We start from the raw sequence: 15,061 nt of genomic DNA on the forward strand, positions 1-15,061 counted from the left end.
CACTGACTGATGAAGAGGATAACCATGCCTGCACACCCTTATCTTGCCGCCGCCGTTCAGTTTGAGCCGACGCTTGCGTGCAAAGAAGACAATATCCAACGCCTGCTCGCACTGGTGGAAGAGGCCGCGCAACGGGGCGCCCGGCTGATTACCACGCCGGAAATGGCCACGACCGGCTACTGCTGGTATGACCGGCGGGAGATAGCGCCGCTGGTGGAATCCGTACCAGGCGCCACGACGGCGCGGTTCGCCGCGCTGGCGGCGCGCTACCGGTGTTATATCGTGCTGGGCATGCCGGAGGAGGATGAGGAAACCACGCTTTATTACAACAGCGCGGTGCTTATCGGCCCGGACGGGATCGTCGGCACCCACCGTAAAAGCCATCCCTATATTTCCGAACCGAAGTGGGCGGCGGCGGGCGATCGCGGGCATCAGGTCTTCGATACGCCTATTGGCCGCATCGGCATGCTGGTGTGCATGGATATTCATTTTCCCGAAACCGCGCGCCTGCTGGCCCTGGACGGCGCCGATATTATCTGCCATATCAGCAACTGGCTGGCGGAGCGCGCCCCGGCCCCTTACTGGATCAGCCGCGCCATGGAAAACAGCTGCTATCTGCTGGAGAGCAACCGCTGGGGACTGGAGCGCGGCGTGCAGTTCAGCGGCGGCAGCTGCCTTATCGAACCGGACGGGCGCATTGCGGCGGTGGTGGATTACGGCGACGGCATCGCGCTGGGGGAAATAGACCTGGCGCGCAGCCGTGAGCGCCGGGTGCTGGGCGAGCCGGTGTTCAGCCAGCGCCGCCCCGATTGTTATCATCAATTGCTCAGCGACAGCTTCCTGTGGAATCCGCAGGATTTTTTCGGGCTGTACGGCCACCGCCCCCTGCCTGCCGGTAAGACCAGCCGCATCAGCGTGGCCCAGTTCTCACCGGGCGCCCGGGTGGCCGACAACCTGGCTTGCATCAGCGCCATGGCGCGGGAGGCGGCGGAGCGGCATGGCAGCGAACTGGTGGTCTTCCCGCAGCGTGCGCTGACCGGGCCGCTCGCGGGCGGCGCCGGCGCGCTGCCGCTTGACGATGCGGCGGTCGGCGCGCTGATCCGCCTGGCGATGACCCTGCGGGTACATCTGGTGATCGGCATGGCGGAGCGGGACGACAACGGCTGCTACAACACCCAGCTTCTGCTCGGTCCCGCGGGCATGGTGGGCAGCTATCGCCAGATGCATCTGTCCGCCGAGGACCGCGCATGGGCCAACGCCGGCGATGACTGGCGGGCGTTCGACACCCCCCTGGGCCGTATCGGCCTGATGTTGGGCAATGATGCGCTGCTGCCGGAGCCGGGCAGGATCCTGGCGCTGATGGGCTGTGATATCCTCGCCTGCTCGGCCGCGCTGAAAGACGGCTTTACCGGCGCGCATCCCGGCAGCCGGGTACGGCAAAATTACCCGATCCCTACCGGCGCCGATCCGCTCCACTGGCATCTGCTGCGTACCCGCGCCGGTGAAAATAATGTCTATCTCGCGTTTGCCAACAGCATTAACGAAGCCGGCGACGCGGGAGGCTTCAGCGGCGTATTCCAACCCGAAACCTTCGTCTTTCCCAGGCAGGAGCGCGTGATGTGGCGGGAACAGGGAACGGCGACGCAAACCATCGATACCGCGTCGGCCGCCGGCGGCGCTTATCCCACCAACGTCACGCGCCGCAAGGACCTGGTGGCGATGCGCCAACCCCACCATTATCTGGGGTTGATCAAGTAACCCCGTGGGGAAAAATCCTGCGCCGCCGGCAGGATGTCAGCCCTTACTATTAATGGGACGAGATATAGAGTCCGGCGGGCTGCGCCGGCGGCACGGCAAAATGCGTTTTCATGCGCCGGACCTCGTCCACCGGACTCAGGCCGAACAGCCGTTTGAATTCCCGGCTGAACTGCGATGCGCTTTCGTAGCCTACCTCGACACATGCCGCCGCCGCGGTCATATTGTTGCGCACCATCAGCAGGCGGGCCTGATGGAGGCGCAAGGATTTCTGGTATTGCTTCGGCGAGGTATGGGTCACCGCCCTGAAGTGGGAAAAAAACCCCGGCACGCTCATGCCCGCTTCATTCGCCAACTGCTCAACCGTTAACTGCCGGTTAAAGGTGGCGTGAATGCGGCGGATCGCCCGGGCAATCTTGCCGAACTGTCCGCGCATCGCCAGCGCCGATCGCAGCGCCCCGCCCTGCGGCCCGCTCAACACCCGGAAATAGATTTCCCGCATCAGCGCCGGACCGAGGATTTCCGCCTCCATCCGATCGTCCATGGCTTCCAGCAGGCGCAGCACGGCGTCGCGCAGTTTGCCGTCCATCGGCGTCGACATCAGGCTTTCCGGTTTGGCCGGGGGTCCGGCGTCCGTCTTCAGCTGGTCAATCTGCAGCATCAGGTCGGCGGCGACGGTAAAATTCAGGTGCATATAGATGGCCAGCAGCGGCTCCTGCGCGCTGGCGTCCGTTTCCATGGTAAACGGCACCGGCACCGCCACCGCCAGGTAGTGCCGGGCGTCATAGCAGTAGATCCTGTCGCCAAGGTAGCCCCGCTTTCTGCCCTGGCAGACGATAACAATACCCGGATCGTACAGCACCGGTACCCGGCTAAGCGGCCGGTCGGAACGCAGGAAGCGCACATCCGGCAACGGCGACTGCGTATAGCCCTCCGCGGGCGCAAGTTTAGCCAGTAACGCCACGATGCGATCCTGGCGGTCATTCGCGGCAAAATGGTCAATTGTCATGGGCGCCGTCCGCTCTGCGCTGATTGAATACCCTAGCCTGAGAAAATAGCATATTTATAGTTTCAGGCAACATATGCCGACTAAAGGGCATCTCCATTCGCTGCCAATCCTATTACTATGCAAATCACCGGCGGCGCCGGTTAAGACCTCTCCCGGTTCGGGACGATGATCCTTGCCGCGCCGGCCGGATTGAATATCCAATCAGGGGAGCAGGCTATGAGTGATGTAAAAACAATTTTTATTACCGGCGTCAGCAGCGGCTTCGGTCATGCCTTGGCCGGGCGGGCCATGGCGGCGGGTCATCGCGTCGTCGGGACCGTGCGCGGTGACGCGGCCAGGCGGGAATTTATCGCGCGGGATCCGGCGCATGCCGTGGGCCGCATCCTGGATGTCACGGATGTTGCCGCGGTTAACCGCGTGGTGGATGACATTGAATCCGCCGTCGGCCCCATCGACGTGCTGGTCAACAACGCGGGTTACGGCCATGAAGGCATCCTGGAGGAATCGCCGCTGGAGGAAATGCGCCGCCAGTTCGACGTAAACGTGTTCGGCGCCGTCGCCATGATCAAGGCGGTGCTGCCGTATATGCGTAAACGGCGCGCCGGGCACCTTATCAATATCACCTCCATGGGCGGTTTTATCACCATGCCGGGCATTGCCTACTATTGCGGCAGCAAGTTTGCGCTGGAAGGGATTTCAGAGACGCTCGGCAAAGAACTGGCGCCGTTTTCCATCGCGGTCACCGCCGTGGCGCCCGGTTCGTTCCGTACCGATTGGGCCGGCCGCTCCATGGTGCGTTCGCCCAGGAGCATTGCCGATTACGATGGCCTGTTCGATCCCATGCGCAAGGCGCGGGAAGAGAAAAGCGGGCGCCAGTTGGGGGACCCGCTGAAAGCGGCCGATGCCATCCTGGCGCTGATCGCCAGCGCCAGGCCGCCGGCGCATCTGCTGCTGGGCAGCGACGCGCTGGCCCTGGTGCGCGCCAAGCTTAAGGATTATGCGGCGCAGATCGACGACTGGGAAAACGTGACGCGGTCGACGGACGGCTAGCGCATCCCCTGGCCAACGCGGTGGTTATCTGGACGACAGGGTGACCAGAGGGCCCGCGCCGCCCTGGCGCGCCCGCCCGACCGCCTCGCCTAGTTGCCATACCGCCATGGCGTAATGGGTGCTGTGGTTGTAGCGGGTAATGGTGTAAAAATTGGGCAGTCCATACCAGTATTGATATTGGGTACCGAAATCCAGGCGCAGCAGGCTGGCTTCCTGATAACCGCCGAGGGATCCCTGCGGGCTCAGGCCGGTGGCCGCCAGGGTGGCTACCGGATAACGGGTCTGGAAACCCTGGTCGAGGAACGGCGCCTGGCCGCTGGCGGGCACCGCCACCGCGCCGCCCTCGACCCAGCCGTGGGCCTTGAAATAGTTGGCGACGCTGCCGATGGCGTCCACGGGATCCCACAGGTTGATATGGCCGTCGCCGTCAAAATCAACCGCATAGCTTTTAAACGACGAGGGCATAAACTGCCCGTAGCCCATGGCGCCCGCATAGGACCCGCGCAGCGCCAGCGGGTCGTCCCCTTCGCTGCGGGACATCAGCAGAAACGTTTCCAGCTCGGAGGCAAAATAATCGGCGCGGCGCGGATAGGCAAAGGCCAGGGTGGCCAGGGCGTCGATAATGCGCGTCTTGCCCATGACCCGGCCCCAGCGGGTCTCCACGCCGATGATGCCGACGATAATTTCCGGCGGCACGCCGTAGACCTGGCGGGCACGCTCCAGGGCATCGCTATACTGGTTCCAGAACGCCACGCCGTTTTGCACATTGTCGGGGGTAATGAACTTACTGCGGTAGCGCAGCCAGGCGCCGTTCGGGCCCGACGGCGGCAGGCCGACCGGCGCCTGGCGATCCATCAGCCGCAGCACCCAGTCAAGGCGCTGGGTCTGAGCCAGGACATCATGCAACTGCTGGCGATCGAAGCCGTGCTCGCGCACCATTTTATCGATAAAAGCCTCGGTGGCCGGGTTAGACGCAAAATCCCCGGCCAGGAGCGGGCCGGTATGCTCCGGCCGCAGCAGGAATCCGCCTTGGGCGGGGCTGCCGATAGGAAGATTTTCCGCCGGCTTCGGCTTGCTGCTACAGGCGGAAAGTAAAGCGAGCAGGGGAAGCAGTGTCGCCAGGTAACGCATCGGAGATCCATAAACCACGCTAATTAAGTTGGTGTCTATGGTAAGCCATTGCCTGGCGCGAACAAACAGAAAAATAATCCCGGGCGTATGAAAGGGGCAAATGCGTTTTCCGTTACGTTTTTCTTCCTGCCGCGACGGTCTGCAATAATGCCATGCGATGCTATGATGGACAATATTGCTCCCGAGCGGGCATTTGGAAACTAAAGGAGTCATGGTGAACAATAACGATGCAGGAAAAAACCTCACTGCCTCCCAGGCGCTTGATAAACTCGATGAACTGTATGACGGCGCGGTGACGGCGCTGCGCGAGGCCATCAAGGCCTATATCGCCCAGGGCCGATTGCCCGACGCCCAGGCGCGCGCCGGGGGGGCGTTCAGCTATCCCGAACTGCGCGTCACCTGGGACGGCGTGACGCCCGGCAATCCTAAGGCCCGGGCCTTCGGCCGCTTTACCCATCCCGGCTGCTACAGCACCACCATTACCCGTCCCGCGCTGTTTCGTCGCTATCTGGCGGAGCAACTGGCGCTGCTGGCGGGGGAATATGCCGCCACCATCGATGTGGTGCCGTCGCGGCTGGAAATTCCCTTTCCGTATGTTATCGACGGATCGGACCTGGCCCTGGACCGCTCGATGAGCGCCGGAATAGCGCAGCATTTCCCCACCACCGAGCTGGCGCAAATCGGCGATGAAACCGCCGATGGGCTGTTCACCTCCGGCAATGTCTATCCGCTGTCCCACTTCGACGCGCTGCGCACCGATTTTTCCCTGGCGCGCCTGCGGCACTATACCGGCACGCCGGTGGAGCATTTCCAGCCCTTTGTGCTGTTTACCAATTACACGCGTTATGTCGATGAGTTCGTGCGCTGGGGCTGCAGCCAGATTGCCGATCCGGACAGCCCCTACGAGGCGCTGTCCTGCGCCGGCGGCACCTTTGTCACCGCCGATACGGCCAACCCCGAGCAGGCGGTATCGGACCTGGCCTGGAAAAACCATCAAATGCCGGCGTATCATCTGATCTCGCGCCAGGGCCGGGGGATTACGCTTGTCAATATCGGCGTCGGCCCGTCCAACGCCAAAACCATCTGCGATCACCTGGCGGTGCTACGCCCGCATGCCTGGCTGATGATCGGCCACTGCGGCGGCCTGCGCGAAAGCCAGACCATCGGCGATTACGTCTTGGCCCACGCGTACCTGCGCGACGATCATGTGCTGGACGCGGTGCTGCCCCCCGATATTCCCATCCCCAGCATCGCCGAAGTGCAGCGCGCGCTCTACGACGCCACCAAGATGGTCAGCGGCATGCCGGGCGAAGAAGTGAAGCAGCGTTTGCGCACCGGCACGGTGGTGACTACCGATGACCGCAACTGGGAACTGCGCTATTCCGCCTCGGCGCTGCGCTTTAATCTCAGCCGGGCGGTCGCGGTGGATATGGAAAGCGCCACCATCGCCGCCCAGGGCTATCGCTTCCGGGTGCCCTACGGCACCTTACTGTGCGTGTCCGACAAACCCCTGCACGGCGAAATCAAGCTGCCGGGGCAGGCGAACCGCTTCTATGAGGGCGCCATATCCGAGCATCTGCAAATCGGCATTTGCGCCATCGAACAGCTGCGCGCCGAGGGCGATCGCCTGCACTCACGCAAGCTGCGCACCTTTAACGAACCGCCGTTTCGCTAGTAGTGACGGTGTAACAATCACCCCGCCGAGCGCCCCGCCTCGCCCGCCGCTTAAGTGACATTGTCACACACGTCGCGGTGGGCGCTTTTCCGGAGTCCGGCATGCCGGACGCAACAATTTCGCGTTCGCCGGCGGATACCTTTATACTGCCGGCCATACACCTTGGAGCGCGGGAAAAATCCGGTAATGATGAACAACGATGTGCTGCGCAGCGTGCGCTATATGCTGAACCTGCATAATGACCACTTATTGGCCATTCTGGCCCTGGCGGACACAGTGATTACGCCGCAGGAAATCGCGGCGTTTGTGAAAAAAGAAGACGAACCGGGCTACCTGCCCTGTCCGGATGTGGTGATGGGGTATTTTCTCCATGGCCTGATTATCCATAAACGCGGCAAGGACGACAGCCGGCCGGCGCCGAAAATTGAACGTAAAATCAATAATAATATTATCCTGAAAAAGCTGCGCGTCGCCTTTGCGCTGAAGACCGACGATATCCGGGATATCCTGCAGTCACAGGATTTCAAGGTTTCCCAACCGGAGCTGACCGCCATGCTGCGCGCGCCGGATCATAAAAATTTCCGTTTGTGCGGCGACCAGTTCCTGCGCTATTTCCTAAAAGGACTGGCCGCCCGGCTGCGTAAAAGCGGAGCGGCCGCGCCGGGCGCCGGCACCTAGCGGCAACGCTGCCTGCCGGACCCTTGACGGCGGCGTTGCCGCAGCGCCACGCCACCGGCGCTAGGCTTTTTTACCCGGCAGGATGCCGTCGAAGATTTGATGCGCCGTATCGGCAATCACCTGCCCCGCGCCGCGATCGCCCTTTGCCAGCGAGGACATAAAGGCCTTGGCCTGCTGCCAGGTGATATGCGGCGGCAGCGGCGCCACCTCGGGGTCGGTTTTCACTTCCAGCACCACCGGCCGGTCGGCGGCCAGTGCCGCCGCCCAGGCCGGCGCCAGGGCGTCGGGATCGTCGACATACAGGCCTTTCAGTCCCAGCGACTCGGCGAACTGCGCATAACCGACGTTGGGCACCGACTGCGTGGCCGGATAGCGTGGATTGCCCTCCATCACCCGTTGTTCCCAGGTCACCTGGTTTAAATCCTCATTATTGAAGACGCAAATCACCAGCCGGGGATCCTGCCAGCCCTGCCAATATTTCTGGATGGTAATCAGCTCGGCCATATTGTTCATCTGCATCGCGCCATCCCCGATCAGGGCCACCACCGGTCGCGCCGGATGGGCGAATTTCGCCGCGATGGCATAAGGCACCGCGGCGCCCATGCAGGCAAGGCCCCCGGACAGCGAGGAGCGCTGTCCCTGCTTCACCCGATAATCGCGGGCATACCAGTTGGCGCAGGAGCCCGAGTCGGAGGTGACGATGGCGTTATCAGGTATTAAAGGCGACATTTCCCACACCACGCGCTGGGGATTGACGGGGTTAGCCTTGGCCATGGCGCGTTCTTCCAGGGTCTGCCACCATTGTTTGATATTACGGGCAATATCTTCCTGCCAGCCGCGATCCGCTTTGTGCGTCAATAGCGGCAGCAGGGCGTGCAACGTTTCCACCGCATCGCCGTGCAGGTTTACCTCCACGGGATAACGCAGCCCAAGCATGGACGGGTCGATATCAATTTGCACCGCGCGCGCCTGGCCGTCACCGGGCAGGAACTCCGCCCAGGGGAAACCGGTGCCTATCATCAGCAGCGTATCGCACTGCTGCATCATATCCCATGACGGTTTGGTGCCAAGCAACCCTATCGCGCCGGTGACAAAGGGCGCATCGTCCGGCAGCACGTCCTTGCCGAGCAGGGCTTTCGCCACTCCGGCGCCCAGGAGATTAGCGGCCTGTACCACCTCCACGGCGGCGGCGCGCGCGCCGGCGCCAATCAGGATCGCCACTTTTTTGCCCGCGTTCAGCACGTCGGCCGCGCGCTGTAAATCGGCCGGATACGGCACGACGCGCGGACGCTGGTAGCCGGGGCCGGAACGGGTAAAACCGTGCGCCTGCCGCGGCTCCTGCCAAGGTTCGTCCTGTACGTCTTTCGGTAAAATCAGCACCGTAACACCGTTCTGGGCCACGGCGATGCGCACGCCGCGATCGACCAGGTGGCGCAGCTGAGCGGAGGTAGCGGCTTCCTGCACAAAATTGGCCACATCGGCAAAAACACGATCGAGGTTCAGCTCCTGCTGATAATTTGCACCCCGGGCGGTGGCTTCCGCCTGGCCGGAAATGGCCAGCACCGGCATATGATCCATTTTGGCGTCGTACAGCCCGGTAAGCAGATGGGTGGCGCCTGGGCCGCCGGTGGACAGGCACACGCCAAGCTCCCCGGTAAACTTGGCATGGGCGCAGGCCATAAAGGCGGCCATCTCCTCATGGCGCACCTGGATAAATTCGATGCCCCGGCCGTTTTTCCCGGCGCGCTGCAATGCGCCGAGCACGCCGTTGATACCGTCGCCAGGGTAGCCATAAATACGCGTCACGCCCCATGCCTGCAGGCGTTCGACAAAAAAATCGCTGGTTAACTGGGTCATCATAATCCTCGCGTTCAGAATGTGCCGCTGAACTGTTAAGGATAGACGACCCTGCCGTGAGTGATTAAGCGCCGCTGTTTTTCCTAGCCGTCGTGGCGGTCATTTTTATCCAGCGATGCGCCCCGCTCCAGGCTCTTAATCAAATCAATCCGCCGTTGATGGCGCCCGCCCTCAAATTCCGCCGCCAGCCATTGCCCGACGATCATCTTCGCCAGCTCGCTGCCAACGACACGCGAGCCGAAAGCCAGGATATTGGTATTGTTATGTTCACGCGACAGTTTGGCGGAATACGGTTCGCTGCATGCCACCGCGCGGATGCCGTCGATTTTATTCGCCGCGATGGAAATGCCGATGCCCGTGCCGCAGATCAGGATGCCCAGGTCCGCCTCGTTTGACAGCACGGCGCCGGCGACCCGTTCGGCATATAAGGGGTAATCGGTGCGATCGGAGGAATGCGTTCCTTTATCAATCACTTCAATCGATGCCGATTGCAGGAATTCAATGATATCCGGCTTGAGAATCAGCCCGACGTGATCACAGCCAATCGCTATTTTCATTTTTCGCCTCTGGGTTAAAACGATGTTCGCGGCCGCGCTGCGCTGGAGGAAGGCACAGCCGGAAAACTTTACAAAAATTGTAATTTATGTGATATTTTTATTTTGTGAGAACAGTCAAATAAGCAATATAATTATTATATTCATATAAATCAGCCATTTTAAAAACATCCCTTGGCGACACCGTTATCATTCTTTTCAAAATAAACTATTCCGTGAATTTAACCCGTCATTTTTCCCAGCGTTGCCTCCGGGATAAGTTTAGGTTATTACCGGCGCGCGGTTTTTTACGGCTATGGTTAAGGGGAATGCATAGTGGCTCATCCGGAGGGAGGTAAGAATGAAAATAGCCGTTATCGGTGGCGGAGTGATCGGGATGTCATGCGCGCTGCACCTGGCGCGCGCCGGGATGCAGGTCAGCTTATTGACGGAAAAAAAGCTGGCTTCCGGCGCTTCGGGCCGTTCACTTTCCTGGTTAAACGCCGCGGGCCCCTGGCCTGACCATTATTACCGGCTCAGGATGGCGGGCATCGATCGCTACCGCACCCTGTACCGCAGCAATCCCGCGGTAGACTGGCTAAAATTCGATGGCGGGATATTCTGGTCTGATGAAGATGAAGTGCTGGCATGGCATGCGATTGAGCAACGGCGCGGCTATGATTCCATGCTTATTCAGGCTGATGATCTTAACCGGCTCGATGCCGCCATCGTTCCCGGCGCGGTCAAAACCCATGGCATTTATAATGCCGGGGAAGGCTGGGTCAGCCTGCCCGATCTGATTGCCCATATGGCGGCGGAATTTAGCGAACGTAGTGGCGCCATTATCGAAGATGCGGGCAAAACCGTGCCGCTGATCGATGCGCGGGGGGTGGCAAACGGCGTCACCTCAGCGCGCAAAGGCGACTATGCGTGCGACAAAGTCTTGCTGGCCTGCGGCCCCTCCACCGTCCAGGTGTTGGCCGGTATGGGCATCTCTCTGCCGGATGGGTCGGTGTTATCGATGCTTGCCATTACCCAGCCTGCGGACAGTCGCCCCGCCGTGGTGCTGAATACCCCCAGGGTGGCCATGCGGCCCAATCCCGGCAATACGCTGGCGGTGGAACACGGCTGGTGTACCGATGATATCAAAGAAGATGAGCATGGGGTTTGCACCGTGCCGGACGATGTCCTGCAACAGCTGTTAGCCGAGGGTGATCACGTGCTGAATACCGATTCACCGCTTAAGCTTGCCGGTTATAAAGCCGGCTGGAAACCTGTTCCCGCCGATGGTTTCCCGGTACTCGGCGAGCTTGAGCAAGCCCCGGGGTGCTATGTCGCCTTTACCCATTCAGGCGCCACGCTGGCATTGATTATCGGCGAACTGCTCGGCCGGGAAATCGCCACCGGTGAATTGCACCCCATGCTGGCGCCGTTCCGGCCCGGCAGATTCCAGTCCCCATAGCCCTTGCTGGCCCTGACGCTGAGCTGAAATGATAAAGCAGGCCGCCGTGTTTGTCGCCTATCGACAGCGCCGGCGCTTGCTGCCTGATGGGCCGTCCTGTTGTTTTCGCTGCAGACGTTATGAGGAATAAGGCTATTAATTCCCGGTAGCCGGTCACGTCTGCAATCCATGCAAGAGACGATTAATTTTGTGATGCCATTCTAATTTTTATTTTCACATACTTGTATGGTAGTACCGGCGCACGTAATTTGAGCTTTACGGGCAGCCCTCAGGCATGCCTTGGAAACCGATTCGTTGTTAACAGGAGATGCTATGCCACTGGTGACATTTGACGAAATGAAACACACCGTTAAACAGGCGTTCCTGAATGCCGGTTTAAATGAAGTACAGGCGGATACCTGCGCTCAGGTTCATACGCAAGCCAGCTGTGACGGTATTTTTTCGCATGGCCTTAACCGCGTCGCGCGTTTTATCGATTATGTCAACAAGGGGTGGGTTGATATCCACGCCGCGCCTGAAAAAGTCAAATCCCTCGGCAGTATCGAAATTTACGACGGACAGCGCGGTATCGGCATCACCAACGCCCTGTTTGCGGTTGAACGAGCGATGGCGCTGGCCGCCGAGCATGGCGCCGGCATTGTGGGCCTACGCAACACGACGCACTGGATGCGCGGCGGCACCTATGGCTGGAAAGCCGCTGAGAATGGGTATGCGGCAATGTGCTGGACCAATACCGAATCCTGCATGCCCGCGTGGGGGGCGAAAAAACCACGTCTCGGCAATAATCCCTTCGTCATGGCGGTGCCGATGAAAGAAGGCGCCCTGGTCCTTGATATGGCGATGTCGCAGTATTCCTATGGCAAGCTGCAGGTGACGCGCCTGAAAGGGGAAAAACTGCCTTTTCCGGGGGGATTTGATAAAGACGGCAATCTCACCGATGAACCGGGGCCGGTGGAAGAGTCGATGCGTATTCTGCCCACCGGTTACTGGAAAGGCTCCGGCATGGCGGTGCTGCTGGACACGATGGCGGCTTTCCTGACGGCGGGCGCGCCAACCAATGAGATCGATAACATTCAGCAAGGGAGTTGCACCGGCGCGAGCCAGGTCTTTATGGTATTCGATCCCACCCATTTCGGCGGCAGGGAATTCAGCGAAAATATGGCTGCAAGCGTCGCCCAGTACGTCAAGACGTCGGAACCGGCGGAAAATCAGCGTGAGGTGTTCTTTCCAGGGGAAACGTCGATGAAAAACCGGGCGTTTTTCACCGCCAACGGCATCCCCGCGGATGACAGCGTATGGGCTGAGGTGCAGCAACTGGCGCAACGGTAACCGTCATGATGACGGGTCATATTACGCCTTAAAAAATCCGGCGTTGCGCTACCGTCCGCGGTCGACGAGAGGCTGGACATGAGCAGCGACAAGGACAACCAGCCGCTTATAAAATGATTAATTATCAGTATATTTATTTTTTAGTAAATCACTGTAGAGGGTGAAATTTTCCGGGTCAAAACACACGAGATGAATAGCTTCGATCACCGGATAAGTATCTAACCAGGCGGCGATAGCCTCTAACGAAATCTCAGCGGCTAACCGCTTGGGGAAGTGATAGACGCCGGTGCTGATATTGGGGAATGAAACGGTTTTGATCGGGTATTGTTCGATAAGTGCAAAACAGCTCAGGTAGGTATGTTTCAATAATTCCGCTTCCTGGTGTTTACCATCGCTCCAGTGCGGGCCAACCGCGTGGATCACATACGTTGCCGGCAGATTACCCGCGCCGGTAATCACGGCGCAGCCGGTCTTACAACCGCCCTGCCGGTTTCTGATGTCACGACATTCGTCCAGGATCGCGGGCCCGCCGGCGCGGTGTATGGCGCCATCCACGCCGCCACCGCCGAGCAGGGAAGAATTGGCGACGTTAACAATGGCGTCCGCGGGGATTGTGGTGATATCGCCTTGCAACAGGTGAATTTTATTTATCATGGTTTGGAATCCTTACAATAGCGCCGGCGGCTTATTTCGCCCAAGCCAATAGCCTGCACGTCCTTAACTACGCTGCTATTTTAACTCATTCCGACGGGATCCCGGCTTTTCATGCGCATAACCGCCATAACACTGCGGCAGGCGCGCGCCCTACCCGCCGGAATGGGCGGGCATCGTCGGCATGGCGCCCGGTCTGGTGCAGACATATGCCGCCACTGTGTTGGCCGCCTGGCTAATGTCCGCCAGCGGCGCGCCGCGCAGCGCCATGACGGCGGCAACGGCGGTAAAGGCATCGCCGGCGCCGACCGTGTCCACCGGCGTGACTTTCAGGCCGGGATGACGGTGGCTGTCATCGCCGCGCAGCAGCAGGCTGCCCTTATCGCCGCGGGTATATATCAGCATCTCGAGCTGTTCATGGCGCCGCAAATGCTGATAGAACCCCTCGGGGTCGCGCGGCAGGCCGAACAAGGCGGCAATGACCGGCAGTTCCTCGTCATTAAGCTTTAGCAGGTGGGCGTGACGCAGGCAAAAACCGAGGGTGGGCGGCTGGTAATGGCCGGCGCGCAGGTTGATGTCCACCAGGATTTTCGCCTGTGGCGACAGCAGCCCCAGCAACTGGCGCAGCAGCCGCTGGTTGGGGCCGTAGCGCTGCACCAGGCTGCCGAAATACAATACATCCGCGGTGCGCAGATGGTTGAAGAGCGTGACGTCCGATTGGATATCGTCCCAGGCCACCGGGCCGATAATGTCGTAGTGCGGCACGCCGCGCCTGTCCAGCGTCACCTCCACCGTGCCGGTGGGATAACGGGCGCTGCGCTGTATATGGCCGGGAACGCCGCGCGCCGCCAGTTCGCTCACCAGCGCATCGCCCGCCTTGTCCCGCCCCACGGCGGAAATCAGCCGGGCGTCGGCGCCTGCCTGTGTGGCGTGATAGACAAAGTTTCCCGCGGCGCCGCCGATTTCGCGGCCGCCGGGAAAACAATCCCACAGCAATTCTCCCAGGGCGATTATTTTCATGTTCTGTTCCGTTGCGGTTGTCAATCCATAGCGGATTTTCACCTAAGCATAGCCGCTGAAGCCGGTCGGTTAGGCGATGTGCCTCGCAAACTGATAACTTTCCGCAACATGATGGCAACAAAACCGTTTACGATCGCCGGCGCGCCCCTGCCTATCCGGGCCGGTAATTTTAACCATCATGGCGCGATGCCATGCCGTAAAGCGGAATGGCGGTTCCTGGGGCGGGCGACATTGCCGCGGCGGGGGTTTCGTTTGCGGTGCTTTGGCTTGTGGCAGGGTTTATGTTGCTACGGTGAAGGTTTCGCTTGCCGTGCGTGAGGGTGCCGTGCGTGAGGGTGCCATGCGTTAGGGTGCGCCAGGGCATATGTCGCCTCGGTGAAGGTTTCGCTTGCCGTGCGTGAGGTGTTCATATGTATTGCCGGGCGCCGGCAAGCGACAATGAGGCCGTACCGCGACGGCCTCCTTGACCTCCGCGCGCCCGGCAGGTCGCGCGTCGCTGCGCGATGCCTTCCGCCGCCAATGCCCCCGTAATGCACCGGCCCGGTTAGCGCTCCCGGCGCAACCGGGCCTTTCGCCGCTCCCGGCGGCTCATGCCGGGGGCACAGGCGCCGTCAGCGCGCTTTATGCCGGGACATAGGTCGCGGTCAGCGATGTGATGTATAGGGCATCGGCGCCGCTGTGGGCTAAGTGAAAGGCGAAGGTGTAGTAGACAAAGAAGCGAAAGGCACAGCGACAGGCAAGTCATACATACCATTTTACATGCCGTCAGCATTCATATGGTAATGCAATGCAGACGGCATTCGCACAGCCAGCAGTCATTAAGTCATTAAGTCATTAAGTCATTAAGTCATTAAGTCATTAAGTCATTGAGTCAGGAAGTCAGGAAGTCGGTATTTCATGCTGCCGGCAAT

12 protein-coding genes are annotated in these 15,061 nt (G+C 60.4%); 6 read left to right on the forward strand and 6 right to left on the reverse strand.

Annotated features, from left to right (window positions below; translation table 11 throughout):
• Positions 1 to 24 precede the first annotated feature (24 nt).
• The gene (locus ACL2XN_RS08385; protein ID WP_410015642.1) at positions 25 to 1,758 is read left to right on the forward strand and encodes a nitrilase-related carbon-nitrogen hydrolase; all 1,734 of its coding nucleotides are present in this window, start codon (positions 25 to 27) and stop codon (positions 1,756 to 1,758) included.
• Between the two features lie 49 nt (positions 1,759 to 1,807).
• Here ACL2XN_RS08385 and ACL2XN_RS08390 read toward each other — a convergent pair whose 3' ends face one another.
• Positions 1,808 to 2,764, reverse strand: coding sequence for an AraC family transcriptional regulator N-terminal domain-containing protein (locus ACL2XN_RS08390; protein ID WP_410015643.1), 957 nt, complete (start codon positions 2,762 to 2,764; stop codon positions 1,808 to 1,810).
• Between the two features lie 216 nt (positions 2,765 to 2,980).
• On the opposite strand from ACL2XN_RS08390, the gene ACL2XN_RS08395 reads away from it, so the two are divergent.
• Positions 2,981 to 3,814, forward strand: coding sequence for an oxidoreductase (locus ACL2XN_RS08395; protein WP_410015644.1), 834 nt, complete (start codon positions 2,981 to 2,983; stop codon positions 3,812 to 3,814).
• A gap of 24 nt (positions 3,815 to 3,838) precedes the next feature.
• Here ACL2XN_RS08395 and mltB read toward each other — a convergent pair whose 3' ends face one another.
• Positions 3,839 to 4,945 (reverse strand): lytic murein transglycosylase B, encoded by a 1,107-nt coding sequence (gene mltB, locus ACL2XN_RS08400; RefSeq protein ID WP_413722493.1) that lies wholly within the window; start codon positions 4,943 to 4,945, stop codon positions 3,839 to 3,841.
• Between the two features lie 211 nt (positions 4,946 to 5,156).
• Between mltB and ACL2XN_RS08405 the strand changes: the two genes are divergently transcribed.
• A complete protein-coding gene (locus ACL2XN_RS08405) occupies positions 5,157 to 6,620 on the forward strand; it encodes an AMP nucleosidase (protein WP_410015646.1) in 1,464 nt (487 codons plus the stop codon).
• 186 nt (positions 6,621 to 6,806) lie between these two features.
• A complete protein-coding gene (locus ACL2XN_RS08410) occupies positions 6,807 to 7,298 on the forward strand; it encodes a DUF1456 family protein (RefSeq protein ID WP_410015647.1) in 492 nt (163 codons plus the stop codon).
• A 60-nt stretch (positions 7,299 to 7,358) separates the two neighbouring features.
• On the opposite strand, the gene ACL2XN_RS08415 is transcribed toward ACL2XN_RS08410, so the two are convergent.
• On the reverse strand, positions 7,359 to 9,155 hold the full coding sequence (locus ACL2XN_RS08415; protein ID WP_413730959.1) for a thiamine pyrophosphate-requiring protein: 1,797 nt from the start codon (positions 9,153 to 9,155) through the stop codon (positions 7,359 to 7,361).
• Positions 9,156 to 9,238: 83 nt separating this feature from the next.
• Positions 9,239 to 9,712, reverse strand: a complete 474-nt coding sequence (gene rpiB, locus ACL2XN_RS08420) for a ribose 5-phosphate isomerase B (protein WP_410015648.1) — start codon at positions 9,710 to 9,712, stop codon at positions 9,239 to 9,241.
• A 337-nt stretch (positions 9,713 to 10,049) separates the two neighbouring features.
• Between rpiB and ACL2XN_RS08425 the strand changes: the two genes are divergently transcribed.
• Together ACL2XN_RS08425 and yiaK are read left to right on the forward strand one after the other, a co-directional pair.
• Positions 10,050 to 11,150 (forward strand): NAD(P)/FAD-dependent oxidoreductase, encoded by a 1,101-nt coding sequence (locus ACL2XN_RS08425; protein WP_413730646.1) that lies wholly within the window; start codon positions 10,050 to 10,052, stop codon positions 11,148 to 11,150.
• Between the two features lie 312 nt (positions 11,151 to 11,462).
• Entirely contained in the window at positions 11,463 to 12,479 is a 1,017-nt protein-coding gene (gene yiaK, locus ACL2XN_RS08430) for a 3-dehydro-L-gulonate 2-dehydrogenase (protein WP_413730647.1), read from the forward strand.
• A 117-nt stretch (positions 12,480 to 12,596) separates the two neighbouring features.
• Here the strand turns inward: yiaK and ACL2XN_RS08435 are convergent, their stop codons facing one another.
• Complete coding sequence (locus ACL2XN_RS08435; protein WP_413730648.1) at positions 12,597 to 13,133, reverse strand: macro domain-containing protein; 537 nt, start codon at positions 13,131 to 13,133, stop codon at positions 12,597 to 12,599.
• A 150-nt stretch (positions 13,134 to 13,283) separates the two neighbouring features.
• Positions 13,284 to 14,150 (reverse strand): carbohydrate kinase family protein, encoded by an 867-nt coding sequence (locus ACL2XN_RS08440; RefSeq protein WP_413730649.1) that lies wholly within the window; start codon positions 14,148 to 14,150, stop codon positions 13,284 to 13,286.
• Positions 14,151 to 15,061: the final 911 nt, after the last annotated feature.

Source organism: Sodalis sp. RH22 (genome assembly GCF_047324165.1).
GTDB lineage: Bacteria > Pseudomonadota > Gammaproteobacteria > Enterobacterales > Enterobacteriaceae > Acerihabitans.

Excerpts from the sequence above, each read along its gene's own strand:
- ACL2XN_RS08385 (WP_410015642.1), top strand. The coding sequence starts at position 25 with ATGCCTGCACACCCTTATCTTGCCGCCGCCGTTCAGTTTGAGCCGACG.
- ACL2XN_RS08390 (WP_410015643.1), bottom strand. The coding sequence starts at position 2,764 with ATGACAATTGACCATTTTGCCGCGAATGACCGCCAGGATCGCATCGTG.
- ACL2XN_RS08395 (WP_410015644.1), top strand. The coding sequence starts at position 2,981 with ATGAGTGATGTAAAAACAATTTTTATTACCGGCGTCAGCAGCGGCTTC.
- mltB (WP_413722493.1), bottom strand. The coding sequence starts at position 4,945 with ATGCGTTACCTGGCGACACTGCTTCCCCTGCTCGCTTTACTTTCCGCC.
- ACL2XN_RS08405 (WP_410015646.1), top strand. The coding sequence starts at position 5,157 with ATGGTGAACAATAACGATGCAGGAAAAAACCTCACTGCCTCCCAGGCG.
- ACL2XN_RS08410 (WP_410015647.1), top strand. The coding sequence starts at position 6,807 with ATGATGAACAACGATGTGCTGCGCAGCGTGCGCTATATGCTGAACCTG.
- ACL2XN_RS08415 (WP_413730959.1), bottom strand. The coding sequence starts at position 9,155 with ATGACCCAGTTAACCAGCGATTTTTTTGTCGAACGCCTGCAGGCATGG.
- rpiB (WP_410015648.1), bottom strand. The coding sequence starts at position 9,712 with ATGAAAATAGCGATTGGCTGTGATCACGTCGGGCTGATTCTCAAGCCG.
- ACL2XN_RS08425 (WP_413730646.1), top strand. The coding sequence starts at position 10,050 with ATGAAAATAGCCGTTATCGGTGGCGGAGTGATCGGGATGTCATGCGCG.
- yiaK (WP_413730647.1), top strand. The coding sequence starts at position 11,463 with ATGCCACTGGTGACATTTGACGAAATGAAACACACCGTTAAACAGGCG.
- ACL2XN_RS08435 (WP_413730648.1), bottom strand. The coding sequence starts at position 13,133 with ATGATAAATAAAATTCACCTGTTGCAAGGCGATATCACCACAATCCCC.
- ACL2XN_RS08440 (WP_413730649.1), bottom strand. The coding sequence starts at position 14,150 with ATGAAAATAATCGCCCTGGGAGAATTGCTGTGGGATTGTTTTCCCGGC.